The following is a 24,217-nucleotide window of genomic DNA, read 5'->3' as shown; positions in this document are numbered from 1 at the left end:
AACATATATTTCATGCGGTCAAAATAGAAGAAAATGATGGCAGGTTTCAGTATAATAAAAAAAGGGTAATCCCATACTAAACGCAACTACATAAGGAGGAATCAACATGTCTGAAAAATTATTAAACGTCGTCAATAAACAAGTAGCAGATTGGACTGTGCTTTACGTAAAATTACATAACTATCACTGGTATGTAAAGGGAAAAGACTTCTTTACACTCCATGAAAAATTCGAGGAATTATATACAGAAACAGCCACTTATATCGATGATTTGGCTGAGCGTATGCTCGCATTAAATGGACAACCTGTTGCGACAATGAAAGAGTGCTTAGAAATTTCTAGCATTCAAGAAGCGGAAGGCAATGAATCAGCCGAGCAAATGGTGAAAAATCTGTATGATGATTTCTCTAATATTGCAGAAGAACTTAAGCAAGGCATGGAGCTGGCTGCAGAAGTTGGCGATGAAACAACAGGTGATATGCTGCTTGCGATTCATCAATCCATTGAAAAACACAACTGGATGCTCAAAGCATACTTAGGATAAGCGAATGTGAAAGGAATGTCGATCATCAAACAGATCGGCATTCTTTTTTTGTGGATTTGTGACAGGCAGCCCATTGAATTGATGGGGCTTTTAGCCGAAGAGAAAAGGGAAGGGAGGGGAGAAGATGTCCTCAATTGCAGGAATGATGAGCCAGCAAGTGGCGAGTATTCAAAAAACACTTAATATCAGTTTATTGAATTCACAGCTTGCCACGAACACAGCCCAAGCCATGGTGATGCTCGATCAAGTGCAGCAGCAGCCTCAAGCTGTTCAGCCCAAAGATTCAGACGCTACGTTTATTGATGTCAGAGTTTAACCAAGAAAGCCGCCGTCACAGGCGGCTCTTTTTATGCGCTTCACGAGTTTTTTGAGCAGCTGACCATGCCTTTATTTTTTGTCGTCCAAGCTATTCATCAAATGCGGCATATACTATTGAGGTAAGAAGTTCCACTATGAAAGGATGTTGATGCCAAGTGAGCAAGGATTTAGGCATCTTTTCGTTGTTTACAGTCAGTTTGTCGGCAATGGGCTTTCTGTTTGGTGGAGCAGGATATTTACTCATGATATTAGTGACACTAATGGCTATTGAATTAATTTGTTCAAGCCTAAGAGAATCTGTGACTGGACAACTTACGATGAAGCGTTTTTTGACCCGGCTTGTTCGAAAGGTTGTGACGATTTCTTTAATATCCATGGCACACTTCTTCGATGTCATGCTGAAGACTGGGGGGACAATTAAGGATTTAGCGCTCATCTTTTATATTATTTATGAATCGTACCAGATTGTCTCAACAGCCAAAGCTCTCGGAATTCCCATTCCACAGTTGTTTATTGATGTGTTAGACATGATTAAAAATAAATTGCGCAAAAAGCCGTAATTTCTTCATATCTGGTCATACTAAAGGAAAAAGGATGAATCAGATGGCGAGACACACATACTATGTATCCGTTCAAGACGGATCGATCTCACAGCACAGAGATGCGGCTGCTTGGCAATTTCAGATAGAAGCAGATGATGAACAAATCTTGCAGTTAAGAGAGTATTTTGATGAACAGTATATGACAGATTGGAAAGGTTTCTTTCGGGCGCATGTTCCATTTCTTGAATATCATTATGATAGTCCAAATGACGAAATGGATAGGAAAAGAAAAGAGATTTACTCGATGATTCATGATCTCGGTAACGAAGAGACAAAGAACTTTATTGAGACCAATGGACTGATGAATTGAAAAAGCATGTAGAGACATTCTACATGCTCAGCGTGTAGACAAACCCCTCGCATTCTTTGTCAGTCCTGCGTGCCGGTGCTCACGAATGTGAAATTCGCTCCGCGCCAGTACTCGTCCTTCCTAGACTGCAAAGGTTTTCTATCACGCTGAAAAGAAGACAAAAGGCTAAAAGAAAGTTCATTTTAGCCTTTTGTCAACTATCTGAAAGCATGTAGAGACATTCTACATGCTTTTATTTTCGAGGCTGTAAGATGCCGCCGATCAGATCACTGATTCCGCCTCTATTTTCCTGCTGTGAGTTGGTGATTTCGTGTGAGGTACTCTGACTCTGGGGTTTGTACCGGTTATCATCTATCCCGACCCGCATTCCAGATGTTCGTTCAGATGGCTGGATAATCACAATTTGGTCCTGTTCATGAAATTCAAACAAGTAGGATTCGCCCGATGTTTGTCCAATGAACGTTTTCCAGTTCACATCTAATTTGACTTTCGGTGCTTTGCCCGTCCAAGCGACAATAGCGTCAGGATCTACACGGCAAGGTGCTTTTAAAATCAGCGGGTTTCCATTTGTTTTGATGGCAACCTGCGCCCCGTGACCTTGATACGAGAGCTTTGAAGTAAATAGCCCTTTCTGTGATAAAATCCCAACGCCTACTGGTGTCACGCCATAGTGACATTCTTCAGTAAAGGCAAGTAAATCTTCACTTTCCACGCTAACATGCTGCCAAGGACCGTTCGGCTCAAGATTGATGACGGTCACATGCTCGCTGGAATCAGCCAAGTAGCAAGTACCTTGTCCACTCACTTCCATCATCTCAAGATTTTCACCTGTTAATTTTCTGCTAATATGATTAAATACTTGGCTGACCATATTTCCTTTATTCGTCCCAAGTAATCGTTTACGGTATTGAAATGTACCTTGATCGGCAATCATAGCGCCTTTTTTGGCAAAAAAGATCCCGTTGCCTTCTGCTTGTAAGGTCAGTTCTTCGATCGTGTTGAAATGAAATCCCATTTGTGCCGGCTCCTTTCCTTTGTCAAGATGTGAATCCGTAGATGCGGAATAGGTCGTTTAAATCAAGGGTCGTACCTTGTCCGGTAGCGGTGATTTTCCATTCGTTCTCAACTCTCGTTAGTTCAGCACAAATGATGGATGTACAAAATGAATAATCTTCTGTTAACTGAAAGGTACAAATCTCCTGTTGTGTGATTTGATCTGAAAGGCGCAAGTAGGCATTGGTCACCTGTCCAAAATGATGTGCCCGCTCGTGTGCATCATGTATGGTGGCAGTTACGACGATTTTATGAATATCGGGTGAGACTCTGCTTAGCTGCATAATGATGATCTCATTGTCCCGATGGCCTCCGCCGACCTGATGATCACCTAGATGGCGAACAGCTCCATCTAAGCTTTGCTGCTGATGATAATAGATCAGGTGTTTTGGAGACAGAAGCTTGTCCTCTTCATTTAAGAGAAACACTTGCGTATCTAAATCAATTGGCTGACCAGATAAGTCCCAGCCAAGTCCGATATGAATTTGATCTACATTTGGATTGTCTTTTGTTAAATCTAACTTTTGTCCTTTCATGAGGTGTTTCTTCACTGCCTCAAGAGAAGCGTCTTCTTTCTCATGTTGCCTCATTGGCCATGCTTTGTTATTTTCTTGTTTTGATCCATTTGTGATGCTCATGCTGGTTTCCTCCTCGTCTGTGTAGGACAAACACTTATTGATTTACGTCATCATGGGCAAAAGGTTTCATGATTAAAATGGGATGAGGATGGAGATGATAAAAAGGTTTTAGCAAGAATACTTATTTTACATACAGACGAGATAGAAGCACTCGTTTGTTTCACTTTTTATAAAAATTCTTCAGAGAAATGTGATCTGTGGTATGATGTTTTACAAGAAGCAAGGACAGGATATGAGGGATTTCACATGCATGTATTTAAAGACTATTATCATAATACGGTCAAGCTCTCTTTTGAAGAGCAGCCTTTTTCAAGTCATCCTAAGCATGTTTGGGCCATTTGCCGCTATCAAGGAAAATGGCTGCTTACTGAACATGAGGATCGTGGCTACGAATTTCCAGGAGGGAAAGTAGAGCCAAATGAAGAAGCAGATCAAGCCGCTATACGAGAGATTCACGAAGAGACGGGTGCTGTTGTTCGTGAATTAACGTATATTGGTCAATATCAGGTGCTTGGCAGAGAGAAAGTCATTGTCAAAAATATTTATTTCGCTGATATTGAAAGGCTCGTCAAGCAGGACACGTATTTTGAAACGAAAGGACCCGTTCTTTTCGCAGACTTACCAAGATCCATCGCAAAAAATAAAAATTTCAGTTTTATTATGAAAGATGATGTTTTAAGACAAAGTCTGGCTTATTTAGAAAAGAACGGTTTGATTCGTTAAAAAAAGCGCAGGGAAATGACCCTGCGCTTTTTATTTTTGCAGAAAACGGCGTTCCAGCCATTCGACAAGCTGATACATGATGGTGGCGAAGACGGCGATAATGAAAAGACTTAAGAACACGAGTGTAAAGTTGAAGACTTGAAAGCCATAGATGATCATATAGCCGAGTCCTTTTGAGGAAACAAGGAATTCTCCCACAATGACCCCAACCCAAGAAAGACCAACATTGACCTTAATGGCAGAGATCATCGTTGGAATACTTGCTGGCAAAATGACCTCACGGAAGACCGTTCTTTTTTTCGCGCCAAAGGTTTTCATGACTTTTAAATAATTCTCATCGACTTCTTGAAAGGCTGTATAAATGACGATGGTGGTAATGATCACACTGATAATGGCACCCATCGCGACAATGCTGATCATGCCTGGTCCAAGGGCAACAATTAAAATGGGGGCGAGAGCGACTTTCGGCATCGCATTTAAAATAACCAAATAAGGATCAAGTACATTTGCAAGACGGGTGGACCACCATAAGGCGGCGGCTAATAAAATGCCGCAAAAAGTACCAAGTAGAAAGCCGAGCACTGTTTCAAACAGCGTAATGCTCATATGATTAATTAATGAACCATCTGATAATTTTTGTACAAACAATTGGCAGACGGCAGATGGTGAACTGAAAATGAGCGGGTCAATCAGTCTGAAATGGCTCGCAAGCTCCCAAAGCGAAAAGAAACTGGCGAAAATGATCAACTGGTAGACTCGCGTCATGCGTTTTTCCATTCGAACTTTTTTTCGATAGGCTTCATGTAAAAGATCACTGTGTTTCAACTGTCTTCAGCTCCTTCCAAATCGTTTGAAAGAGCTCTTGGAAACTTGCTGTCTGTCTCGCTTCAAAAGGAGAGAGCGTCCTCAGATCATCTGGAACGGTAAACATTCGCTGGATAGAGCCGGGATGCTTTGAGAATAAGAAAATGCGATCACTCATCGCAATGGCTTCGCCGATGTCATGCGTGACAAGAACAGCCGTTTTTTGATAGTTTTTTAATGTGTGAAAGACGAGGTCTTCTAATGTCAGTTTCGTCTGGTAATCTAGTGCTGAAAATGGCTCATCAAGCAGAAGCAGGCCGGGATCAACTGCAAGCGTTCGGGCGAGAGCCGCACGCTGCCTCATCCCGCCTGACAGCTCCTTCGGGTATTTTTCTTCGACATCATTGAGTCCAAGCTTTGGCAGTAAGCTAAGGGCAGCTGAGGTGGCTTCATGTGAATCTTGTTTTGCAATTTTTAACCCGAGAATGACATTTTCCTTGATCGTTTTCCATGGGAATAAATAATCTTGCTGGAGCATATAACCGATTTGATGCTCCTGTTGATTCGGTTCTTTTCCTTCGATTAAAATTCGACCTTCAGAGGGTGGCGTAATGCCTGCGATGATGGACAGCAAGGTTGTTTTCCCGCAGCCGCTGGGACCAATAAATGAGATAAATTCACCTTGAGTGATCTCCATATTGATGTGCTTGATGGCCGTTGTTTTTTCTTTTAAAGAGAAGTACGTGTGGGTCACATGGTCAATTTGAAGGAAAGACATGTGCTACCTCCTGTTCTATTTGTGATCTGTGACCTTCTTGGCAATGGATGTATCGACAAGTTGTTTGTACGGAATAAATTCCGGCAGTTCACCACTTGCCTTCATGATTTCCTGTAATTTGTTCCATTCCTCTTCATTTAGAAGGGGATCTGTTGCGTAGGAGTTCTGCTGCTTGTAGCGTTTAATGGCTGTTGATAAGACATCAAGGTCTGTATCAGGAAATTGAGATTGGATTGTCTTGGCAATCTCCTCTGGTCTCTTTGCTTTGACCCATTTTTGCGCTTTGTAAATGGCACGAGTAAAGGCTTCAGCTGTCTCTTTGTTTTCCTCTAAGTAACTCTTCTTTGCCATAAAGGTGGTATAAGGCACCTTGCCGGAAGCCTCACCAAAGGAGGCGGTAATGTACCCTTTGCCTTCTTTTTCAATTAAGGAAGCTGTCGGTTCGAATAACTGCACAAAATCGCCAGTTCCAGAGGAAAAAGCACCTGAAATGTTGGCAAAATCAATATTTTGAATCATGCGAAGATCCTGTTTCAAATCAATGCCTTCTTTTTTCAGGACATATTCACCGACCATTTGCGGCATGCCGCCTTTCCGTTGTCCGAGAAAGTCCTTTCCTTTCAATTGATCCCAAGAGAATTGATTGATTTTTTCCCTTGAAACAAGAAATGTACCGTCTGTTTGTGTCAGCTGTGCAAAGTTCATGACAGAGTCTTTCGTGTCTTGTGCTTCCACATAAATAGAAGATTCAGATCCGGTCAGAGCGATATCAGCGCCGCCGGATAAGAGAGCTGTCATTGTTTTATCGCCGCCCCAAGTGGTTTTTAATTCAACCTCTAAGCCTTCATCTTTGAAAAATCCATCGGATAGGGCGACATAAAGCGGTGCATAAAAGACCGAATGGGTCACCTCGGCTACTTGTACGGTCTGCTCTTGGTCTTTTTTACAGGCGACAAATGGAATAAAGAGCAGGACAACGAATATGAATGCCAGTCTGACTTTAATGGAACGATTCAAGAGTAATTCGCCTCCTTTGTTCTAGATCACTAATTAAAGTATGTCAAAAGGGATTTTTGGTGAGTGCCTAGATGAAATAAGAAGCGCATTGTTTATTTATAGAACGTGTCTTTTTTTCTATACTAGAAGCATGAATGCTTTCTTGAATTTGGAAGAAATAAAGGAGCGGTTTCGTGTATAGATTGAGTTGGGTATTTGTTGGTTGGTATGTAGTAGGTCTTATTTTAATGGTCTTTTTTGAAGTGCCGGCATGGCTTCAGTTTGCGAATGGTATCTTTCTTGTGCTTTACGCCTGCTGCGTCATTGAAATTGGACGAAATATCTACGGGGCATGGAGCTTTGTGATCGTAAGAGCAGCCATTGTGGGTGTGTTGACGTTTACGGTTGAATGGGTGGGGATCACAACTGATTTTCCATTTGGGGCCTATGATTATTATCCGACGCTTGGATTTCTTGTGGCAGGAGTGCCTTTGACGATCGCTTTTGCATGGGTTGGTGTGTTTTTAAATAGTCTTTTTTTATCAAGACAACAATCGAAGTGGAAGCGAGCCATCGAAACGGGTATATGGATTGTACTGCTTGATCTCATATTAGATCCGGTAGCGGCTGAACGAAAGTTTTGGGTGTGGTATGACGGCGGAGGTTTCTTTGGTATCCCTTTTGAGAATTTTGTCAGCTGGGGTATCATTGGAGCAGGACTTTCATTTCTGTTCCCGCTCGTATCCATTGATCAGCAGGCATTGCGCTGGAATGGACGTATTTATCAGGCCATGGTGTTCTTCTTTGGTCTTTTAGCATTAAAGGGCGGGCTGGATGTCATTTTTTATTTAGCACTGATCATTGTCATCTTGTGTGAAGGAAGGGTTCGATTTGAAAGAAAGCGACAAAAACCGATCGTTTAGACGACTCTTTTATTTTTATCTTGAACGATATTTACTGAACAAACATTTTCGCTGTGTCATGATGAAAGGTACGGTTGACCCAAAGGAGAAGCATCCTGTTCTTTATCTTGCTAATCACAGTTCATGGTGGGATGGACTGATCATTTTTCTTTTAATAGAACAAATGTCTGAGCTGGATCATGCCATGATGATGGAAGAGAAGCAGTTGAAGCAATATGCTTTTTTTCAAAAACTTGGTGCATTTCCAGTTCATAAAGAGAAGTTGAAAAGTGTCAAGCAGGCATTAATGACCGCAAAGGAGAAGATGGAGGCTGGCGGGGCTGTGTGGCTCTTCCCACAGGGGAAAATTATGCACCAAGACATAAGGCCGCTTGAACTGGAAGGCGGAGCTTCTTTTTTAGTCAGGCAATTTGAGCAGGTCGTCATCAAACCTGTGACGCTGCATTATACATTTAATCAATTTCAAAAACCGACGGTATCGGTTGAGTTTGGAGAAGATGTCCTAGTAGCTGGCGGATCACTTCGCAGTAAGGAAGTAACAAGTTTACTCGGAGACCTGCTTGAAACACAGTTAAACGCTCATCAAGCACAGGTTATTGCTGATCCAGATTTTTCAACAAACGAACAATTTAGGCAGGTAACAAGGACAAGCCGGTCAACTAGTGATGCGTTTGATTCCTTTAAAAAGTGGGTGAAAACATGGCGGTCTTCTTAATTGTCATCAGTGTTTTGCTGCTCTGCCAATTGATGTTTACGATTTGGAATATGAAGCAATTTCCTGTACTCAAGCCAGCATCTCTTTCACGTGATGAACCCATTTCATTATCGATCCTCATTCCAGCGAGAAATGAAGAAAAACGGCTGGAAGCCTGCCTTCAGTCGATTGTTGATCAGTGTCTCCATCCGAAAGAGTTGATCGTGCTGGATGATCACTCGACAGATCAGACGAGAATGATTGCAGAGGGCTTCGCAGAGACATATCCATGGATTCGTGTGCAGTCAGGTCAAGTATTGAAGCGCGGCTGGCTTGGAAAATCATATGCTTGTTCCCAGCTTGCTGAGGCAGCATCTTCTGATTGGCTGTTATTTTTAGATGCAGATGTCCGCTTAAAACAAGGAGCTATTGAAGCGGTGTACAAGCAGTTATGCATACAAAAAACGGGCATGCTTTCAGGTTTCCCAGAGCAAAAAACGGGAACGCCTTTTGAGCATCTTGTCGTTCCTATGATGATGTTTACGATTGGCTGTCATCTGCCAGTGAAGTGGGTCAGAACATCTCAACATCCTGCTTTTGCCGCAGCACATGGCGGTTTTATTGCCATTGAAAAGAACTGTTATCACGAAATAGGTGGTCATGAAGCGATCAAGGATTCTCTTGTGGATGATATGGCTTTGGCTAAACGAGTGAAAGAGAAGGGCTTTCCGTTCACACTGGCAAGTATTCATTCTTTTGTCTACATGAGAATGTATGAGAGTGGACAGGAAGTATGGGAAGGATATCGGAAAAATTTGTTCCCGGGAGTGAATCGAAACATTGCTTTGTTAAGCAGTGTCTTTTGTTTATACTCCGCCCTTTATGTAGTTCCTGTTCTTTGCTTTATGATCGCACTGATTCATTTTGATGTGGTCAATCTCTGTTTAGCCCTTCTTTGCTACGGGCTGGGTGTATCCATTAAAGCGGTCATTGATATCGAAAATGGAAGAACGTCTACGATGGCCTTTTTATTGCCTGTCAGTATCATAAGCCTGATGGCCATTGGTTTTGCTTCTATGAAAATTGGGCTGAAAAAAGAAGGCTATGAATGGAAAGGAAGAAGGTACGAATGAAAAAAGTGATCATTATTGGCGGCGGACTTGGCGGGTTATCGGCTGCGATTCGCTTACAGTCACGCGGTTTCCAGGTCACCATTTTAGAAAAAGAAGCTTCTTTAGGCGGGAAATTACAACGCCATCAAGCGTCTGGCTACTCTTTTGATTTAGGACCGAGTACCATTACAATGAAGGCGTATTTTGAGGAAGTATTTACCTCCTGTCATAGACGAATGGAGGATTATGTGACGTTTTATCCGATTTTCCCCCTTACTAAAAACGTTTTTTCAGATGGACATACGGTCGAGTTTACGCCAGATATTGAGCAAATGGAATCACAAATTGCAGTTTTTAGTCCAGAGGATGCAAAGCAATACCGGGCATTTTTACAGGAATCGAAGAAGCTTTTTCAAATGGCAGAGGATCAGTTTTTAAATCGTTTATTATTGACTTGGAAGGATAAAGCGGATGTCAAGTTAATGAAAGCCCTTCTTGCTGTCAAACCTTTTACATCCGTTCAGCGCTTGCTACGTCAATATTTTCGTCATCCTCATACATTGGCGATGTTTGGCCGGTATGCGACTTACATTGGCTCTTCTCCATACGAGGCACCTGCTATTTTTAATATGATGGCTTATTTAGAAGGAGAAAAAGGCATTTATGGTATTAAGGGCGGTACGTATCGTTTAGTTGAGGCATTTGAGACACTGGCAAAGGAATTGGGTGTCCAAATTCATCTCAATAAATCAGTCAAAAAGATTCATGTAAAGAATAAGCGAATCCAAGGAGTTGAAACTGATCAGCAGATATATGAAGCAGATCAAGTCATTGCGGGGGCAGATGCACTGACTGTTTATCGCCAATTAATTGATGAAGAAGACCGCCCGAGCTTTGGAAATCAAAAACTGGCAAACATTGAGCCATCGTTATCAGGTTTTGTTCTTTTGTTGGGCGTCCCTAAAGTCTATGAACAATTGTCTCATCACAACGTGTTTTTTCCAGAGAATTATGAACAAGAATTTAAGGATATTTTTCAGAAAAAACAGCTTCCTCATGATCCGACGCTTTACATCTGTTATTCAGGTCATTCAGAGCCAGCTTTAAGTGGAGGGCCAGGAAGAAGTAACTTGTTTGTATTAGCCAATGCGCCATATGTGACAAAAGAGCAAAATTGGGACATGCTAAAGGAGACATATGGCCAGCATATGAAAACAAAACTAAAGGAAAAGGGTCTCTTTGATCTTGACCAGCTTGTAGAATTTGAAGCGGTACAAACCCCGCTTGATTTGCAGCAAAAAACGGGAGCGTATCATGGGGCCATTTATGGCATGTCGTCAAACTCATTCAAGCAGGCGTTTTTTCGAATCAATAATCAATCAAAGGATATTGAAGGGCTTTGGTTTGTTGGCGGCACAAGTCATCCAGGCGGCGGCACTCCGATGGTGACAAAATCAGGACAGCTCGTCGCAGAAGCCATCATCAAGCATTTGACGTAACACCGAATGAAAAGGAGAGAATTCAAGTGATTGTGGAAAAGAGAAGGTTCCCGTCGCCACATCCGCATATTCACTTATATACAGTGACATATGAGGCCGATGGACTTCGGATGAAGGGGCTGCTCGCTGAACCGGCCGGAGAAGGTCTCTATGACGGTTTTTTATATTTACGCGGCGGCATTAAAAATGTGGGAATGGTTAGACCTGGCCGAATTGTGCAATTTGCTGCGCAAGGGTTTGTCGTCTTTGCGCCCTTCTACCGAGGGAATCAAGGAGGCGAAGGGAACGAGGATTTTGCCGGAGAAGATCGGAAAGATGCATTTGCTGCATTTCAGCTGTTGAAACATCATCAAAAGGTGAAGCAGGAGCGCATTCATATCTTTGGTTTTTCCCGTGGCGGAATTATGGGCATATGGACCGCTGTTGAAATGAAGCATGAGGCCGCTTCCTTTGTGACATGGGGAGGCGTAAGTGATATGAAGCTCACCTATGAAGAACGTGTGGATATGAGAAGAATGATGAAGCGTGTAATAGGAGGTCCTCCGCATAAGGTACCAGAAGCATATGAGGCTAGAACGCCTTTGAATGATGTGCACCAAATTGAAGCACCTGTCTTAATCATTCATGGGGAGCTGGATGAGAATGTATCCATTGAGCATGCGTATTTATTAGAAGATGCACTGCGTCAGCATGGCAAGTCTGTGGAAACATGGTATTTTCACGGATATCATCATTATTTCCCGCCACAGCATAACCGGGAGATTGTCAGACGGCTGACGACATGGATGCACAGCCGAAAAGGCGGAAATGTGGTAAAATAAACGGTAGAAAGAAATATAGAAAGTAGGGGGATTTTCATTATGGGAATGCCTGTTGAATTTAATACAATGATTGTCACAAAAGGAAAAGAGACAAGAATTGAAGAAAATGTGTTTGAGCTCATGAAGGAAGGGTACCGCATTTATCCATTAAATATTCCGCTTGAGGTGCGTAAAACGAAAGACGGAGAAAAAACAGGAACAGCACATGTTGAAAAGCTGGAGCTCACAGACAATATCACGAAGGTGACGTATCGTCTTGTGTCATTGCATTCAACGAACTAAAAAAGCTGAGGGATTCATTCCCTCAGCTTTTTCCTTTTGATTAGACGAGTGGTCCGCCTTTTGCTTCAATATCACTTGCTGCATGGCTGAATTTTTTGAAGTTCTTTTTAAATTCATTTGCAAGGAAGTGTGCTTTTTCTTTGTAAGCCTCTTGATCGTCCCATGTTTTAGCAGGCTGAAGCACTTCATCTGGCACTCCTGGAATATGAAGCGGGATGTGTAATCCGAAGATGTCGTCAGTGATCATTTCAGCGTTGTCAAGATCTCCTTCGATCGCTGCCTGCACCATTGCTCTTGTATGAGCAAGATTCATTCGTTTGCCCGTACCGTAGCCGCCGCCAGTCCAGCCTGTATTCACAAGGAATACTTTTGCGCCGTGCTCATCGATTTTTTTGCCAAGCATTTCAGCATAGACATGAGCAGGAAGTGGCAAGAATGGTGAACCAAAGCAAGTAGAGAACGTTGTTTCTGGTGACGTTACACCACGCTCAGTTCCAGCTAATTTACTTGTGTAACCGCTCAAGAAGTGGTACATGGCTTGTTCTTTCGTTAAACGGCTGATTGGAGGTAAAACGCCGAATGCATCAGCTGTTAAAAAGACGATAGCAGATGGGTGACCTGCAATACTTGGTTTCACGATGTTATCAATCATTTCGATTGGGTAAGCCGCACGTGTATTTTCAGTAAAGAATGTGTCATCATAATCTGCTTCACGTGTTTCTTCATCAAGTACTACATTTTCAAGCACTGATCCGAAGCTGATGGCTTTGTAAATTTGTGGTTCTTTTTCTTCACTTAAGTTCACGCATTTTGCATAGCATCCGCCTTCAATATTGAAGACACCTGTGTTAGACCAGCCGTGCTCATCGTCTCCAATCAGCTTGCGGCTTGCACTTGCAGAAAGCGTCGTTTTTCCAGTACCTGAAAGGCCGAAAAATAAAGCAACATCGCCTTCTTGACCGACGTTAGCAGAGCAGTGCATAGATAAAATATCTTGTTCAGGAAGCAGGTAGTTCATAACAGAGAAAATGGATTTTTTCATCTCTCCTGCATATTCTGTTCCACCGATCAGAATCGTACGTTTTTCAAAAGAAACGATAATAAACGTTTCAGAGTTTGTGCCATCTGTTTCAGGATCTGCTTTAAAGTGAGGTGCAGATAAGATGGTGAAAGGTTTTTCGTTTGATGATGGTGTTGATCCATCAGGTCTGATGAATAGCTGCTTTGCAAAGAGATTGTGCCAAGCGAATTCATTTACAACTGTAATTGGCATACGGTATTTTTCGTCAGCACCGGCAAAACCATCAAAGACAAATAGTTCATCACGTTCTTTTAAGTATGACACAACCTTTGTATATAAACGATCAAATGCCTCTTTCGAGATCGGCTGATTGACTTGACCCCAATCAATTTTATGTTCAGAGTTTTCTTCTTTTACGATGAATTTATCTTTAGGCGAACGTCCAGTGTAGGCACCCGTTGTGGCGCGTACAGCACCAGTTGAAGTTAAAACGCCTTCATTACGTGCCAAAATCTTTTCAACAAGTTTCGGAACAGATAAATTTTGGTGCGTATTTTCTAATGAGAGCAATGACTGCAAATCTTCTTTTAAATCCACTGAGTTCATAAAAAAACCCTTCCTTTACCGTTGAATTTGTTTGTTTTGATTAGTATAACACATTGATAATAATAGTCTATACTATTTAAACATTTTTGTGTGTGTTTTTTCATTTCTGCTATGAAAATATGCTTTTTGGTGATGCTAATGATGAGGTGAAAAAAGAGGGGAGATAATTCCTATGAACCATTGACATGACGCAAGGGTTTAAGATAAGATATCTTATTGAACGGATACTCTTATCCCGAGTTGGTGGAGGGACAGGCCCGATGAAGCCCAGCAACCGGTTTCTTATGAAAAGGCATGAACATGCTGAGAAACCAAGGTGCTAACCTGATGCAAGGTACAAGAACACCTTGAGCGATAAGAGTGAAAGGCATGCGATCTCAGACCCTTTCCTCGCAATGAAGGAAATGGTTTTTTTATTTTTGGGATATCATATGAACAAATTGCCAATAACATCTCTAATATAAACATGTTGAAATATAAGAGGGAACGAGTTCCGTATCATATTGGAGGCCTCATCTTGGGATGATGTGGTCTTGTACAGGAGGAAATAGCCATTATGAGTCAAAATCGTCGTTTATTTACTTCAGAATCAGTGACCGAAGGACATCCAGATAAAATCTGTGATCAAATTTCAGACAGCATTTTGGATGAAATTTTAAAGAAAGATCCAAATGCACGTGTTGCCTGTGAAACTTCTGTAACAACCGGTCTCGTATTAGTAAGCGGTGAGATTACAACGTCTACTTATGTCGACATTCCAAAGACGGTGCGTGACACGATTAAGGAAATTGGCTACACACGTGCGAAATATGGTTTTGATGCGGAAACATGTGCGGTTCTTACATCAATTGATGAACAGTCTGCTGATATTGCGCAAGGTGTAGACAAAGCGCTTGAAGCACGTGAAGGAACAATGACTGAAGAAGAAATTGATGCGATCGGTGCAGGTGACCAAGGTCTTATGTTTGGTTTTGCAAACAACGAAACTGAAGAGCTTATGCCACTGCCGATTTCTCTTGCACATAAATTATCTCGCCGTTTAACAGAAGTACGCAAGAATGAAACACTTGCATACCTTCGTCCAGACGGAAAAACTCAAGTAACAGTTGAATATGATGAACAAAACAAGCCAGTTCGTATTGATACGGTGGTTATTTCTACACAGCATGCACCAGAAGTGACGCTTGAACAAATTCAAAGCGACTTAAAAGAGCATGTCATCCGCCCTGTCGTTCCAAGTGAACTGATCGATGAAGAAACAAAATACTTCATCAACCCAACAGGCCGCTTTGTTATCGGTGGACCTCAAGGGGATGCTGGTTTAACTGGACGTAAAATCATCGTTGACACTTATGGCGGGTATGCTCGTCACGGTGGCGGTGCTTTCTCTGGTAAGGATGCAACGAAGGTTGACCGTTCTGCAGCATATGCGGCTCGCTATGTAGCGAAAAACATCGTAGCAGCTGGTCTTGCAGATTCATGTGAAGTGCAGCTTGCTTATGCAATTGGTGTTGCACAGCCTGTCTCCATTTCAATTGATACATTTGGAACAGGAAAAGCCTCTGAAGAGAAATTAATTGAAGTGGTACGTGCAAACTTTGATCTTCGTCCAGCTGGCATTATTAAAATGCTTGACTTACGTCGTCCGATCTATAAACAAACCGCTGCATACGGACACTTTGGCCGTCATGACTTGGATCTTCCATGGGAAAAAACGGATAAAGCCGACACGCTTCGCAAGGAAGCATTAGGAGAATAACAACATACAAAACCGCTTATTTTAAGCGGTTTTCCTTTTGATTAAAAAAAATTCTACAAAAAGCGTAAAAATGTGAAACAAAATTGGACAAAATACTGTCTAATTATAGGTCTACTTTTAAGAAATAACATAACGTGGAGGCAATAATATGTGTGGGTTTGTTGGTGTATTTAATCACCGTCCATTGTCCGAAACTACTGAGCAGGAAGAGTTAATTAAGCAAATGAATCGTCTCATCGTTCATCGAGGTCCGGATGATGAGGGGTACTTTCATGATGAGCATGTAGGATTTGGATTTAGACGTTTAAGTATTATAGATGTTGAACATGGAAAGCAGCCGCTTTCTTATGAAGATGAAAAATATTGGATTATTTTCAACGGAGAAATTTATAACTATGTGGAGCTGAAAGAAGAGCTTGTGAAAAAAGGCTATACGTTCAGCACAGATTCTGATACGGAAGTCCTTCTTGCCACATATCGCCACTATAAAGAAGAAGCGGCATCGAAGCTTCGCGGCATGTTTGCCTTTTTAATTTGGGATAAAGAAGCGCAGTTATTATATGGCGCAAGAGATCCTTTCGGCATTAAACCGCTCTATTTTACACAAATGGATGACCAAGTGTACTTTGCTTCTGAACGCAAAAGCTTAATGGCTGTGAATGAGAATATTTTATTTGATGAGGCTGCTTTGCAGCAGTACATGTCTTTTCAGTTCGTTCCTGAGCCAAATACACTTGATCAAAAAGTGCACAAAGTTGAGCCAGGTCATCAGTTTACACTGCGTCCAGGCCAAGACATTGCATTTAAGACTTACTGGAAAGTTCAATTCAAACCTGAGCAAACACAAGAGCAGAAATTAGTAGAAGAAGTACGTGATGCTATCTATGATTCTGTAAAAGTCCACATGAGAAGTGATGTGCCTGTTGGTTCATTCCTATCAGGCGGGATCGATTCTTCTTTCATCGTGTCGGTCGCAAAGGAATTTCACCCTGAACTGAAGACATTCTCTGTTGGTTTCCAGCAGGATGGATTCAGTGAGGTGGATGTAGCAAAAGAAACAGCTGATAAGCTGGGATTGCAAAACTTTAGTGCTGTGATTTCTCCTGAGGAATATATGAATGAGCTTCCGAAGATCGTCTGGCATTTAGATGATCCTTTGGCTGATCCAGCGGCGATTCCATTGTATTTCGTGGCAAAAGAAGCGAAAAAACAAGTCACAGTTGTTCTTTCAGGTGAGGGAGCAGACGAGCTGTTCGGTGGATATAATATTTACCGTGAGCCGCTGTCTCTAAAGCCTTTTGAATCTGTACCATCCATGCTGAAAAAGCTTCTTCTTCGTCTGGCTCGTTTAATGCCAGAAGGAATGAAAGGGAAGAGCTTTATCGTTCGAGGCTGTACGCCATTAGAGGAACGTTATATCGGCAATGCAAAAATCTTTGAAGAGCCAGTGAAGAAAAACCTCTTAAAGCAGTATGATCCGAACATCACGTATCGTGACGTGACGAAAACATACTTCGAGGAAAGTGCAGGCTACAGTGATATTAACAAAATGCAATATGTTGATATCCATACGTGGATGCGCGGGGATATCTTGCTGAAAGCAGATAAGATGACAATGGCGAATTCTCTTGAGCTTCGTGTTCCATTCCTTGATAAGGTCGTATTTGAAGCAGCCTCTAAAATTCCAGAAGAGCTGAAAACGAAAGACGGCACAACGAAATATTTATTGCGTAAAGCAGCAGAAGGCATTGTGCCGGACCATGTGTTAAACCGTAAAAAACTAGGTTTCCCTGTTCCAATTCGTCATTGGCTGAAAAATGAGATGAACGCTTGGGCGAAAGATATCATTAAAAGCAGTCAAACAGATGAATACATTAACAAGGCATATGTGCTTGATTTATTAAATGATCATTGTGCTGGAAAAGCAGATCATAGCCGTAAGATTTGGACTGTCCTGATCTTTATGATCTGGCATAGCATCTATGTAGAGCGCAGCATTGATCCAGAGCAGTTGAATCACCAGCCGAAAGAAGTTATTTTTAGCTAATGAAAAAGGTTTTCAGCTTTGTGCTGAAAACCTTTTTTGTCATGATAGAAAGTGGTGGAAAAGGGTAAAATAACAAGTGGTACACAGTTATTGCTTAATATCCTGAAAAAAACATGATAAAGTGAAGATACATGTATGATGTTAACGCGATAAAAGGGAACGATAGTATTGTCCTTTTTCTACATATTCTCTGCGGATACGATCCATGTCTTGGATATCTTCATCTGTTAACTGGCGAACGACTTTGGCTGGACGGCCAAAAGCGAGTGAACCTTTTGGGATGACTTTTCCTTGCGGGACAAGGCTGCCTGCACCAATAAAGGCTCCTTCGCCAATTTCCGCACCATCGAGAATGATGGATCCCATGCCAATGAGGGCATTTTTTCGAATGATAGAGCTATGTAATGTGACTTGGTGTCCAATGGTAGCACCATCTTCAATCAGAAGTGTTTTTCCAGGACTTTGATGCAGACAGGATAAGTCTTGAATGTTGACGTTTTTTCCAATTCTTACAGGAGCTACATCGCCTCTAATGACCGTTTGGAACCAAACGCTTGAATATTCTCCAATTGTGACATCACCTGTAATGGTGGCGTTTTCTGCAACAAAGACCGATTCATGAATCTCAGGTGTAAACTGATGATATGGATAAATCACTTTTTCGACTTCCTTTCTTAATACAACATTTGTGAGGTGTTTACTTTGTGGACTTGGCATGCTGAAAGACCGGTTGGTACAATTGTAATTGTACATGGTGCTAGTGAATATCATGGCCGATATAAATGGCTGATCGAAATGTGGCGAAATGCAGGCTATCACGTCGTCATGGGTGACCTGCCTGGGCAAGGGACATCGACACGTGCGAGAGGCCACATTCGTTCTTTTCAAGAATACATTGATACAGTCGATGAATGGATTGAACATGCGAAGTCGTTCAGACTTCCCACATTTTTACTTGGACATAGTATGGGGGGACTGATTTCGATTGAATGGTTCAAGCAGTATACCCATACGAAGATTGATGGCCTTATTTTATCATCACCTTGTTTAGGTCTGCAATTTAAACCGAAGAAGCTGATGGATTTTGCGTCAAAAGGGCTAAATGTGCTGGCGCCGTCTTTTAAAGTCGAATCTGGGCTGTCGATCGAACTTGCCACACGGAATCAAGATGTGATTGAGGCGGATTCGAATGATTCTCTTTATGTGACGAAGGTGTCGGTTCGCTGGTATCGAGAACTGGTCAAAAATATCGATGCGGCGATGCAGCCTACGAATGTCTTTCGGTCGATTCCGCTCCTGCTCATGCAGGCAGGCGATGACAAGATTGTAGATAAAACAAGAGTGATGAAATGGTTCAATGGCATTGAATCAACCAATAAATCATACCGTGAATGGGAAGGGCTTTATCATGAAATTTTTAATGAGCCCGAGCGAGAAGATGTGTTTAAGGCGGCAAGAGCCTTTACTGATCAATATATTTGATTGTGAGCTTAAGTTGGGGGTGGATTGATTTGTCAGTACCAGAACGTCCTTTTGCACTGATGACGAAGGTGTATAAAGATATTTTTCCGCTAGTTCATCAGGAGCTAAAAAAGTGGCGGGCTCATGCAGAAATGATTGAAAATGAAGAACTGAGAACGCAGGCACTAGCGAGCATATCCAGTAAAACCTTTCACTGTGAAGGCGGGGGAATTTTATCTCTTCTTGCAGGTGAAGCGAAGGAAACGTGTATTGAATTCATTGTGGCGTACCAAACGATTAGCGATTACTTAGATAACTTGTGTGACCGCAGTACATCACTTGATCCAAAGGATTTTCATATGCTGCATCAAGCGATGAGAGATGCACTCGATATTCATGCGGAGCTTAAGCCGTACTATCAATTCCGTGATGATCAAGAGGATCATGGATATCTGCATGCGCTTGTTAGGACATGCCAAAATGTGTTATCACGTCTAGCGCATTATCCGATCATTCAGCCCTATTTACATACGCTGTGTGATTATTATAGTGATTTACAAGTACATAAGCATGTGGTTCCTCATGAGCGTGAACCTCGATTAGAGTCATGGTTCCGCCAGTATGAAAAGGATTTACCGAAGATGGAGTGGTATGAGTTTTCCGCATGTGCAGGATCAACGCTGGGCATTTTCTGTCTTGTGGCTTATGCACTGCAGCCTGATTTTACAGAGAAGCAGGCGAAGCAAATTTACGAAAGCTATTTCCCTTATATTCAAGGTCTGCACATCTTACTGGACTATTTAATCGACCAAGAAGAGGACAGGCTGGAAGGCGATTTGAATTTTTGCTCGTACTACAACTCTCATCATGAGATGATGGATAGACTACAGCATTTTATTGAAAAAGCGGATGAACAGCTGAAAGGCATTCCACACGAGAATTTTCACAAACTAATCAATAGAGGGTTACTTGCGGTCTATTTGTCTGATGAAAAAGTGACAGCCCAAAAAGAGATGAACAAGCTGGCAAAGCGGTTGATCAAATCAAGCGGGAAAACATCGTTCTTTTTCTATATCAATGGCAGAGCCTATCGCACCTATCAGAAAATGCCTTGGATGAAATCTTCATAAAGGATAAAGTAAGCTCATCAGCTTGTAGAAAACACAATGGTTTTCTACAAGCTTTTTTGTTTTGAACGGTTTTGCTTGGGCGATGTACACTTTTTAAGGCGAACCATGATCAGACGTATCCTCTTTTTTCATTACAATCCTCTTATTTGCTGCCGATAATATTCTTAGTGTACGAAAAATAGGAGAAAAGTATGGATCGAATGAATCGTATCTACTCCTTATGACGTATATTTGTTGAAAAACTTAAAAAAGGGGAAGGTCGAATATGTCATTTTTTAAAAAGTTTGCAGCAAGTGTAGGAATCGGTGCAGCAAAAGTGGATACAATTTTGGAGAAAGATGCGTATGAACCGGGAGAAGAAGTAAAGGGAACAGTCCATGTGAAGGGCGGAAAAGTGCCTCAAGATATTCGCTATATTGATTTAAAGTTGAAAACATGGTACACCATTGTAAAAGATGATGAAGAGCAACGAAAACACACAACCATCCATTCTGTCCGAGTGACTGAATCATTCACGATTCAGCCTGGGGAAGCTCAGCAGTTTACATTCTCGTTTCACCTTCCTCTTGATACACCAATGACTGTAGGTAAAGTAGAGGTGGCTGTTGTGACAGACCTTGATATTCAAGGTGGTATTGATAAATTTGATCATGACCGCATTTTTGTAAACGCACACCCTTGGGTGAATCGTGTGCTTGAAGCTGTTGGAAACTTAGGCTTTCACCTTCATGAAGCAGACTGCGAAGAAGCACCTTATTTTAGGCGCCGCCTTCCCTTTGTTCAAGAATTTGAGTTCATACCGACTTCCGACTATTATCGTCAAATGCTTGATGAGTTAGAGGTGATTTTCTTCATTGATGAAGAGGGGCTAGATATCATTTTTGAAGTCGACCGTAGAGCAAGAGGGCTGCGTGGCTGGCTGGAAGAAATGTATAATGACGGAGAACAGCTTGTACGTGTCCGCTTTACTCAATCAGAGCTTGCAGATGTAGAAGAGCTGGAAGTAGTACTTGAAGAAATCATTGACCAATACGCTTATTAAATAAAAAAACTCAAATCCATTAAGAGGATTTGAGTTTTTTTTCGATGGCTACCACGAAGGGCGGATCGTTTTGAATATTCATGTATTGATAAGAGATCACCTGTACTTCTTCGTGATGGAGTGTTTTGCAATAATCAAGAAGGATGTCCTTCTCTTTTTTTCCTTCGGGATGACCGTGGTAAATCACAAGAACGATCAGACCTCCAGGCTTAAGCCAATCAATGAGCTGTTTGATCGCTTCAATGGTTGTATGGGCCTGAGTTGTGACGGTTTTATCGCCTCCTGGTAAGTACCCAAGATTGAACACTGCACCAGATATGTGACCATAAGCTTCGGCTGGCAGATGCTCAGCAAGTTGTTCATGTCCGTCATGGATAAGGTGAACGTAAGGGTAGTGCTCACCAAGTCTTTTGCTTGTTTGCTCGATGGCTTCCTTCTGTACATCGAATGCGAAAACTTGTCCATCCTTCCCGACAAGGTCAGCTAAATAGCGTGTATCATGGCCATTTCCCATCGTTGCATCAATGACAATATCGCCTTTTTGACAAGCACGTTCTAACAGCTCTTTACTAAAAGGGAGCATCCGTTTTAAAATCATTTTGCCGCTTCTTCCAATCTGACGAAGCGTTTGCCTTGGTAGCTGTTACGTCTTTCAAGCTCAGCATTTATGGCATTGAGCACTTCCCATTTATTCACACTCCACATTGGGCCTACCATTAATTCAATGGGACCATCGCCTGTAATACGATGAATAATCATTTCTGGCGGCAGGATCTCCAGCTGGTCACAGACAAGCTGAACATATTCCTCTTGGCTGAGAAATTCTAGTTTGCCTTTCTCATATTGCTTCACCATCGGTGTTCCTTTTAACAGGTGAAGTAGATGAATTTTAATTCCTTGCACATCTAAATCAGCGACAGCTTTTGCTGTTTCCATCATCATATCTCGGTTTTCAAGAGGAAGACCGTTGATGATATGTGAACAGACTCGAATGCCATGTTTTCGCAGTTTTTCTACACCTTCTACGTAGCATTCATAATCATGAGCACGGTTGATGAGCATCGCTGTCCGCTCATGTACAGTTTGTAGACCAAGTTCAACCCATAGATACGTCCGTTCGTTTAACTCAGCTAAATATTCCACCACGTCATCTGGCAGACAATCAGGTCTTGTGGCAATCGATAAACCAACCACTCCATCCAGATTCATAACGGTTTCGTATTTTTCTTTTAAAACAGGCAGCGGCGCATGTGTGTTTGTGTAAGCTTGGAAATACGCCATGTATTTTCCATCTTTCCATTTTGTATGCATCCGGTCCTTGATTTCATTAAATTGAGTGATGAGATCATCCGCCCGGTTCCCTGCAAAATCACCAGATCCTGCTGCGCTGCAAAATGTGCAACCTCCATGTGCGACAGTACCATCACGGTTTGGACAATCAAAGCCGCCGTCTAATGCGACTTTAAATACTTTATGACCAAAGTGCTCACGCAAATGATAATTCCATGTGTGATAACGTTTTTCGCTGTTTGAATATAAAAAAGGGTTATGCTGATCCAAGTCAGTAACCTCCTTGCATAATAATAGGCATCCTTAAAGTTTAACAAAAATCACGAAAGAGGACAATTGAATCTGTCCAACATTTTCTTTAGTGAAAAAGCTTTACGTGGGCAAAATAGGCGAGAGCAATGATGAAATGGAGGGATGGCAAGATGGCAACAAGAAAATCAATCGATGAATTTGTCCAAAAAAGCACTGAGACTCTTGAGTTTGCAAGCGAACAGTTTGATTTGAGCTCTCGCCAAGAACATTATAACGAAGAAGAATTTTCAAAAGCGCAGCTCATGCTAGAGGACGCAGTGAATGAATTAGAAAAGTTAAAAGATGTCGCCAATGATCAGCAAAGAGAACGTTTAGACAGAACGCGTGTACAAATTCAAAGTCTTCAAAATCAAATGATTTTGGGTATTTCATACGAGAACGAATGATGAACAGATCCTTCTTTTAAGGGTCTGTTTTATTTTTTGGCTGTTTTCGCAAAGATTGTTGTTTTTGGATATATATTTGTAATAGGTTTTTATTCTGTTAAAGTATGTTATATATAGAAATTGCAAATATCTTCAAGGGGGTAGAAGAAATGTGGGAGACTCTTCCTAATTGGTTTTGGGCATTATATTACTTGTTTTTCTTAACAACATTAGGAACCGCAATATTCAGTGTCGTGAAAAATAAACATAGGGGATTGTCCATTCTAACCATTGTATTTACTGTTACAATTCCGATGATTAGCCTGATAAATAGCATTGGTAGAGTAGAAGGAATGAATGAATTTGAACACTTATTTAGTCAATTGCGACAGGGTGCAGTTTGGTCTATCTTTACAGTTATAGGCTATATATTTTTATTAGTATGGTGGGTGCTAATCCTGTTCAAAAGCAAGGCCAAAAACAAAGTAATAGTATCTAATTAAAACATTGTAGAGACCTCAATATTCGGGGTCTTTTATTATGCACTTTGACACGCTAAAACAAGCATTTGCTCTACTCGTTTTTCAAATGCTACATTCTTTTCCTTATCAAGCCATCGGAACCAGCAGAGATAGTTTTCCAAATATTGTGTTGCAACTCCTTAAAACGCTCCATCCACTTTTTCAGGCGATTATGAAAGTTATGAACGTGTTGAACACCCTAAACCAGAAGCAAACCTGGCTTCCGAAAGCTTTTAAGTAGCTTCGTCATTTTATCTGGTTCGTCTGCCTATTTTTTTCTAGAGTCCCTTGACTTTTCAATCAAGTGTCTATATTGTATTAAGTGTACTACATCAACTAATACACTATAGACACTTAAACGTGAAGAAAGGTGTTTAACCATGAAAAAAGAAAAAAAACCAATCAATTTAAAGTGGATGGTGCTGGCTGTTGCGTTAGCATGTACATTTTTTTTCGTTCTCGTTTTCATTGGTTTTGAAGTTCAAAAAGATTTTATTCCAAATTCGGTCCCTTTAATGCAAGGACATGATCAAGCGATAGGACTGCAAAAGCATGAATGAGAAAAG

At 41.5% G+C, this 24,217-nt stretch carries 28 protein-coding genes, 1 pseudogene and 1 riboswitch; of the genes and pseudogenes, 19 read left to right on the top strand and 10 right to left on the bottom strand.

Annotation, left to right across the window (positions count from 1 at the left end):
- Nucleotides 1-106 precede the first annotated feature (106 nt).
- From MHI41_RS13970 to MHI41_RS13955, 4 genes are all read left to right on the top strand, one after another.
- Nucleotides 107-544 (top strand): Dps family protein, encoded by a 438-nt coding sequence (locus MHI41_RS13970; RefSeq protein ID WP_025207844.1) that lies wholly within the window; start codon nucleotides 107-109, stop codon nucleotides 542-544.
- Between the two features lie 124 nt (nucleotides 545-668).
- Nucleotides 669-860, top strand: coding sequence for a hypothetical protein (locus tag MHI41_RS13965; protein ID WP_008342942.1), 192 nt, complete (start codon nucleotides 669-671; stop codon nucleotides 858-860).
- A 157-nt stretch (nucleotides 861-1,017) separates the two neighbouring features.
- Nucleotides 1,018-1,422: a phage holin family protein gene (locus MHI41_RS13960; protein WP_058213939.1), complete on the top strand. Its 405-nt coding sequence runs from the start codon at nucleotides 1,018-1,020 to the stop codon at nucleotides 1,420-1,422.
- 43 nt (nucleotides 1,423-1,465) lie between these two features.
- Nucleotides 1,466-1,774 (top strand): hydrolase, encoded by a 309-nt coding sequence (locus MHI41_RS13955; RefSeq protein WP_342494260.1) that lies wholly within the window; start codon nucleotides 1,466-1,468, stop codon nucleotides 1,772-1,774.
- 232 nt (nucleotides 1,775-2,006) lie between these two features.
- Here the strand turns inward: MHI41_RS13955 and MHI41_RS13950 are convergent, their stop codons facing one another.
- Both MHI41_RS13950 and MHI41_RS13945 read right to left on the bottom strand, forming a co-directional pair.
- The gene (locus MHI41_RS13950; protein ID WP_008342947.1) at nucleotides 2,007-2,789 is read right to left on the bottom strand and encodes an AIM24 family protein; all 783 of its coding nucleotides are present in this window, start codon (nucleotides 2,787-2,789) and stop codon (nucleotides 2,007-2,009) included.
- Nucleotides 2,790-2,811: 22 nt separating this feature from the next.
- Nucleotides 2,812-3,465 (bottom strand): TerD family protein, encoded by a 654-nt coding sequence (locus MHI41_RS13945; protein WP_281215948.1) that lies wholly within the window; start codon nucleotides 3,463-3,465, stop codon nucleotides 2,812-2,814.
- 246 nt (nucleotides 3,466-3,711) lie between these two features.
- Here MHI41_RS13945 and ytkD point away from each other — a divergent pair, with 246 nt between their 5' ends.
- Nucleotides 3,712-4,188, top strand: a complete 477-nt coding sequence (gene ytkD, locus MHI41_RS13940) for an RNA deprotection pyrophosphohydrolase (RefSeq protein ID WP_008342951.1) — start codon at nucleotides 3,712-3,714, stop codon at nucleotides 4,186-4,188.
- Between the two features lie 30 nt (nucleotides 4,189-4,218).
- Here ytkD and MHI41_RS13935 read toward each other — a convergent pair whose 3' ends face one another.
- From MHI41_RS13935 to MHI41_RS13925, 3 genes are read right to left on the bottom strand one after another with little or no spacing between them, the layout of a single operon-like run.
- Nucleotides 4,219-5,013: an ABC transporter permease gene (locus MHI41_RS13935; RefSeq protein WP_007501924.1), complete on the bottom strand. Its 795-nt coding sequence runs from the start codon at nucleotides 5,011-5,013 to the stop codon at nucleotides 4,219-4,221.
- The gene (locus tag MHI41_RS13930) at nucleotides 5,000-5,770 is read right to left on the bottom strand and encodes an ABC transporter ATP-binding protein (RefSeq protein ID WP_007501922.1); all 771 of its coding nucleotides are present in this window, start codon (nucleotides 5,768-5,770) and stop codon (nucleotides 5,000-5,002) included. The genes MHI41_RS13935 and MHI41_RS13930 overlap by 14 nt, the downstream gene beginning before the upstream one ends.
- Nucleotides 5,771-5,785: 15 nt before the next feature.
- Nucleotides 5,786-6,787: an ABC transporter substrate-binding protein gene (locus MHI41_RS13925; RefSeq protein ID WP_342494259.1), complete on the bottom strand. Its 1,002-nt coding sequence runs from the start codon at nucleotides 6,785-6,787 to the stop codon at nucleotides 5,786-5,788.
- Between the two features lie 173 nt (nucleotides 6,788-6,960).
- Here MHI41_RS13925 and MHI41_RS13920 point away from each other — a divergent pair, with 173 nt between their 5' ends.
- The 6 genes from MHI41_RS13920 to MHI41_RS13895 are packed head-to-tail and all read left to right on the top strand — an operon-like array spanning nucleotide 6,961 to nucleotide 12,097.
- Nucleotides 6,961-7,689 (top strand): carotenoid biosynthesis protein, encoded by a 729-nt coding sequence (locus MHI41_RS13920; protein WP_125590921.1) that lies wholly within the window; start codon nucleotides 6,961-6,963, stop codon nucleotides 7,687-7,689.
- Complete coding sequence (locus MHI41_RS13915; protein WP_008342962.1) at nucleotides 7,658-8,404, top strand: lysophospholipid acyltransferase family protein; 747 nt, start codon at nucleotides 7,658-7,660, stop codon at nucleotides 8,402-8,404. Before MHI41_RS13920 ends, MHI41_RS13915 begins: the two co-directional genes overlap by 32 nt.
- On the top strand, nucleotides 8,389-9,516 hold the full coding sequence (locus MHI41_RS13910; protein ID WP_060781316.1) for a glycosyltransferase: 1,128 nt from the start codon (nucleotides 8,389-8,391) through the stop codon (nucleotides 9,514-9,516). Before MHI41_RS13915 ends, MHI41_RS13910 begins: the two co-directional genes overlap by 16 nt.
- Nucleotides 9,513-10,994 carry a phytoene desaturase family protein gene (crtI, locus tag MHI41_RS13905; protein WP_060781315.1) on the top strand — a complete coding sequence of 494 codons (1,482 nt, stop codon included), beginning with the start codon at nucleotides 9,513-9,515 and terminating at the stop codon, nucleotides 10,992-10,994. The genes MHI41_RS13910 and crtI overlap by 4 nt, the downstream gene beginning before the upstream one ends.
- A 26-nt stretch (nucleotides 10,995-11,020) precedes the next feature.
- Nucleotides 11,021-11,815 carry a prolyl oligopeptidase family serine peptidase gene (locus MHI41_RS13900; protein WP_008342969.1) on the top strand — a complete coding sequence of 265 codons (795 nt, stop codon included), beginning with the start codon at nucleotides 11,021-11,023 and terminating at the stop codon, nucleotides 11,813-11,815.
- 39 nt (nucleotides 11,816-11,854) lie between these two features.
- A complete protein-coding gene (locus MHI41_RS13895) occupies nucleotides 11,855-12,097 on the top strand; it encodes a DUF2584 domain-containing protein (RefSeq protein WP_017358362.1) in 243 nt (80 codons plus the stop codon).
- A gap of 40 nt (nucleotides 12,098-12,137) precedes the next feature.
- On the opposite strand, the gene pckA is transcribed toward MHI41_RS13895, so the two are convergent.
- Nucleotides 12,138-13,724, bottom strand: coding sequence for a phosphoenolpyruvate carboxykinase (ATP) (gene pckA, locus MHI41_RS13890; protein WP_019743681.1), 1,587 nt, complete (start codon nucleotides 13,722-13,724; stop codon nucleotides 12,138-12,140).
- A 227-nt stretch (nucleotides 13,725-13,951) separates the two neighbouring features.
- Nucleotides 13,952-14,085: riboswitch (SAM riboswitch) on the top strand.
- 195 nt (nucleotides 14,086-14,280) lie between these two features.
- Here pckA and metK point away from each other — a divergent pair.
- On the top strand, nucleotides 14,281-15,483 hold the full coding sequence (gene metK / locus MHI41_RS13885; RefSeq protein WP_008342973.1) for a methionine adenosyltransferase: 1,203 nt from the start codon (nucleotides 14,281-14,283) through the stop codon (nucleotides 15,481-15,483).
- A gap of 148 nt (nucleotides 15,484-15,631) precedes the next feature.
- The gene (gene asnB, locus MHI41_RS13880) at nucleotides 15,632-17,530 is read left to right on the top strand and encodes an asparagine synthase (glutamine-hydrolyzing) (protein ID WP_019743682.1); all 1,899 of its coding nucleotides are present in this window, start codon (nucleotides 15,632-15,634) and stop codon (nucleotides 17,528-17,530) included.
- 141 nt (nucleotides 17,531-17,671) lie between these two features.
- Here asnB and MHI41_RS13875 read toward each other — a convergent pair whose 3' ends face one another.
- On the bottom strand, nucleotides 17,672-18,187 hold the full coding sequence (locus tag MHI41_RS13875) for a gamma carbonic anhydrase family protein (RefSeq protein WP_008342977.1): 516 nt from the start codon (nucleotides 18,185-18,187) through the stop codon (nucleotides 17,672-17,674).
- A gap of 45 nt (nucleotides 18,188-18,232) precedes the next feature.
- On the opposite strand from MHI41_RS13875, the gene MHI41_RS13870 reads away from it, so the two are divergent.
- The 3 genes from MHI41_RS13870 to MHI41_RS13860 all read left to right on the top strand — a co-directional run bounded on the left by MHI41_RS13870 (nucleotide 18,233) and on the right by MHI41_RS13860 (nucleotide 21,163).
- Nucleotides 18,233-19,012, top strand: a complete 780-nt coding sequence (locus tag MHI41_RS13870; protein WP_019743683.1) for an alpha/beta hydrolase — start codon at nucleotides 18,233-18,235, stop codon at nucleotides 19,010-19,012.
- A gap of 29 nt (nucleotides 19,013-19,041) precedes the next feature.
- Entirely contained in the window at nucleotides 19,042-20,121 is a 1,080-nt protein-coding gene (locus tag MHI41_RS13865; protein WP_019743684.1) for a tetraprenyl-beta-curcumene synthase family protein, read from the top strand.
- 265 nt (nucleotides 20,122-20,386) lie between these two features.
- Nucleotides 20,387-21,163, top strand: a complete 777-nt coding sequence (locus MHI41_RS13860) for a sporulation protein (RefSeq protein WP_035702113.1) — start codon at nucleotides 20,387-20,389, stop codon at nucleotides 21,161-21,163.
- Nucleotides 21,164-21,182: 19 nt separating this feature from the next.
- Here the strand turns inward: MHI41_RS13860 and MHI41_RS13855 are convergent, their stop codons facing one another.
- Complete coding sequence (locus MHI41_RS13855; RefSeq protein ID WP_019743686.1) at nucleotides 21,183-21,761, bottom strand: class I SAM-dependent methyltransferase; 579 nt, start codon at nucleotides 21,759-21,761, stop codon at nucleotides 21,183-21,185.
- Nucleotides 21,758-22,723: a TIGR01212 family radical SAM protein gene (locus MHI41_RS13850; protein WP_017358356.1), complete on the bottom strand. Its 966-nt coding sequence runs from the start codon at nucleotides 22,721-22,723 to the stop codon at nucleotides 21,758-21,760. The genes MHI41_RS13855 and MHI41_RS13850 overlap by 4 nt, the downstream gene beginning before the upstream one ends.
- Before the next feature lie 152 nt (nucleotides 22,724-22,875).
- Between MHI41_RS13850 and MHI41_RS13845 the strand changes: the two genes are divergently transcribed.
- Nucleotides 22,876-23,151 (top strand): YtzC family protein, encoded by a 276-nt coding sequence (locus tag MHI41_RS13845; protein WP_019743687.1) that lies wholly within the window; start codon nucleotides 22,876-22,878, stop codon nucleotides 23,149-23,151.
- Between the two features lie 149 nt (nucleotides 23,152-23,300).
- Nucleotides 23,301-23,633, top strand: coding sequence for a hypothetical protein (locus tag MHI41_RS13840; RefSeq protein WP_019743688.1), 333 nt, complete (start codon nucleotides 23,301-23,303; stop codon nucleotides 23,631-23,633).
- Between the two features lie 35 nt (nucleotides 23,634-23,668).
- On the opposite strand, the pseudogene MHI41_RS13835 reads toward MHI41_RS13840, so the two are convergent.
- A pseudogene (locus tag MHI41_RS13835) lies at nucleotides 23,669-23,847 on the bottom strand (IS1595 family transposase); the annotation flags it as partial.
- A gap of 184 nt (nucleotides 23,848-24,031) precedes the next feature.
- Here MHI41_RS13835 and MHI41_RS13830 point away from each other — a divergent pair.
- A complete protein-coding gene (locus MHI41_RS13830) occupies nucleotides 24,032-24,211 on the top strand; it encodes a hypothetical protein (RefSeq protein WP_008342991.1) in 180 nt (59 codons plus the stop codon).
- The last annotated feature ends 6 nt before the right edge of the window (nucleotides 24,212-24,217 follow it).

Origin of the sequence: Bacillus sp. FSL M7-0307, assembly GCF_038627835.1 — a bacterium.
GTDB lineage: Bacteria > Bacillota > Bacilli > Bacillales > Bacillaceae > Bacillus > Bacillus altitudinis.
Note: the sequence above shows the minus strand (reverse complement) of the source record. Positions and strands in the feature narration are given on the sequence as shown.

What these genes read in the sequence shown, in the direction of transcription:
- MHI41_RS13970 (WP_025207844.1), top strand. Translation starts at nt 107, where the DNA reads ATGTCTGAAAAATTATTAAACGTCGTCAATAAACAAGTAGCAGATTGG.
- MHI41_RS13965 (WP_008342942.1), top strand. Translation starts at nt 669, where the DNA reads ATGTCCTCAATTGCAGGAATGATGAGCCAGCAAGTGGCGAGTATTCAA.
- MHI41_RS13955 (WP_342494260.1), top strand. Translation starts at nt 1,466, where the DNA reads ATGGCGAGACACACATACTATGTATCCGTTCAAGACGGATCGATCTCA.
- MHI41_RS13950 (WP_008342947.1), bottom strand. Translation starts at nt 2,789, where the DNA reads ATGGGATTTCATTTCAACACGATCGAAGAACTGACCTTACAAGCAGAA.
- MHI41_RS13945 (WP_281215948.1), bottom strand. Translation starts at nt 3,465, where the DNA reads ATGAGCATCACAAATGGATCAAAACAAGAAAATAACAAAGCATGGCCA.
- ytkD (WP_008342951.1), top strand. Translation starts at nt 3,712, where the DNA reads ATGCATGTATTTAAAGACTATTATCATAATACGGTCAAGCTCTCTTTT.
- MHI41_RS13930 (WP_007501922.1), bottom strand. Translation starts at nt 5,770, where the DNA reads ATGTCTTTCCTTCAAATTGACCATGTGACCCACACGTACTTCTCTTTA.
- MHI41_RS13910 (WP_060781316.1), top strand. Translation starts at nt 8,389, where the DNA reads ATGGCGGTCTTCTTAATTGTCATCAGTGTTTTGCTGCTCTGCCAATTG.
- crtI (WP_060781315.1), top strand. Translation starts at nt 9,513, where the DNA reads ATGAAAAAAGTGATCATTATTGGCGGCGGACTTGGCGGGTTATCGGCT.
- MHI41_RS13895 (WP_017358362.1), top strand. Translation starts at nt 11,855, where the DNA reads ATGGGAATGCCTGTTGAATTTAATACAATGATTGTCACAAAAGGAAAA.
- pckA (WP_019743681.1), bottom strand. Translation starts at nt 13,724, where the DNA reads ATGAACTCAGTGGATTTAAAAGAAGATTTGCAGTCATTGCTCTCATTA.
- metK (WP_008342973.1), top strand. Translation starts at nt 14,281, where the DNA reads ATGAGTCAAAATCGTCGTTTATTTACTTCAGAATCAGTGACCGAAGGA.
- asnB (WP_019743682.1), top strand. Translation starts at nt 15,632, where the DNA reads ATGTGTGGGTTTGTTGGTGTATTTAATCACCGTCCATTGTCCGAAACT.
- MHI41_RS13860 (WP_035702113.1), top strand. Translation starts at nt 20,387, where the DNA reads ATGTCATTTTTTAAAAAGTTTGCAGCAAGTGTAGGAATCGGTGCAGCA.
- MHI41_RS13855 (WP_019743686.1), bottom strand. Translation starts at nt 21,761, where the DNA reads ATGATTTTAAAACGGATGCTCCCTTTTAGTAAAGAGCTGTTAGAACGT.
- MHI41_RS13845 (WP_019743687.1), top strand. Translation starts at nt 22,876, where the DNA reads ATGGCAACAAGAAAATCAATCGATGAATTTGTCCAAAAAAGCACTGAG.
- MHI41_RS13840 (WP_019743688.1), top strand. Translation starts at nt 23,301, where the DNA reads ATGTGGGAGACTCTTCCTAATTGGTTTTGGGCATTATATTACTTGTTT.
- MHI41_RS13830 (WP_008342991.1), top strand. Translation starts at nt 24,032, where the DNA reads ATGAAAAAAGAAAAAAAACCAATCAATTTAAAGTGGATGGTGCTGGCT.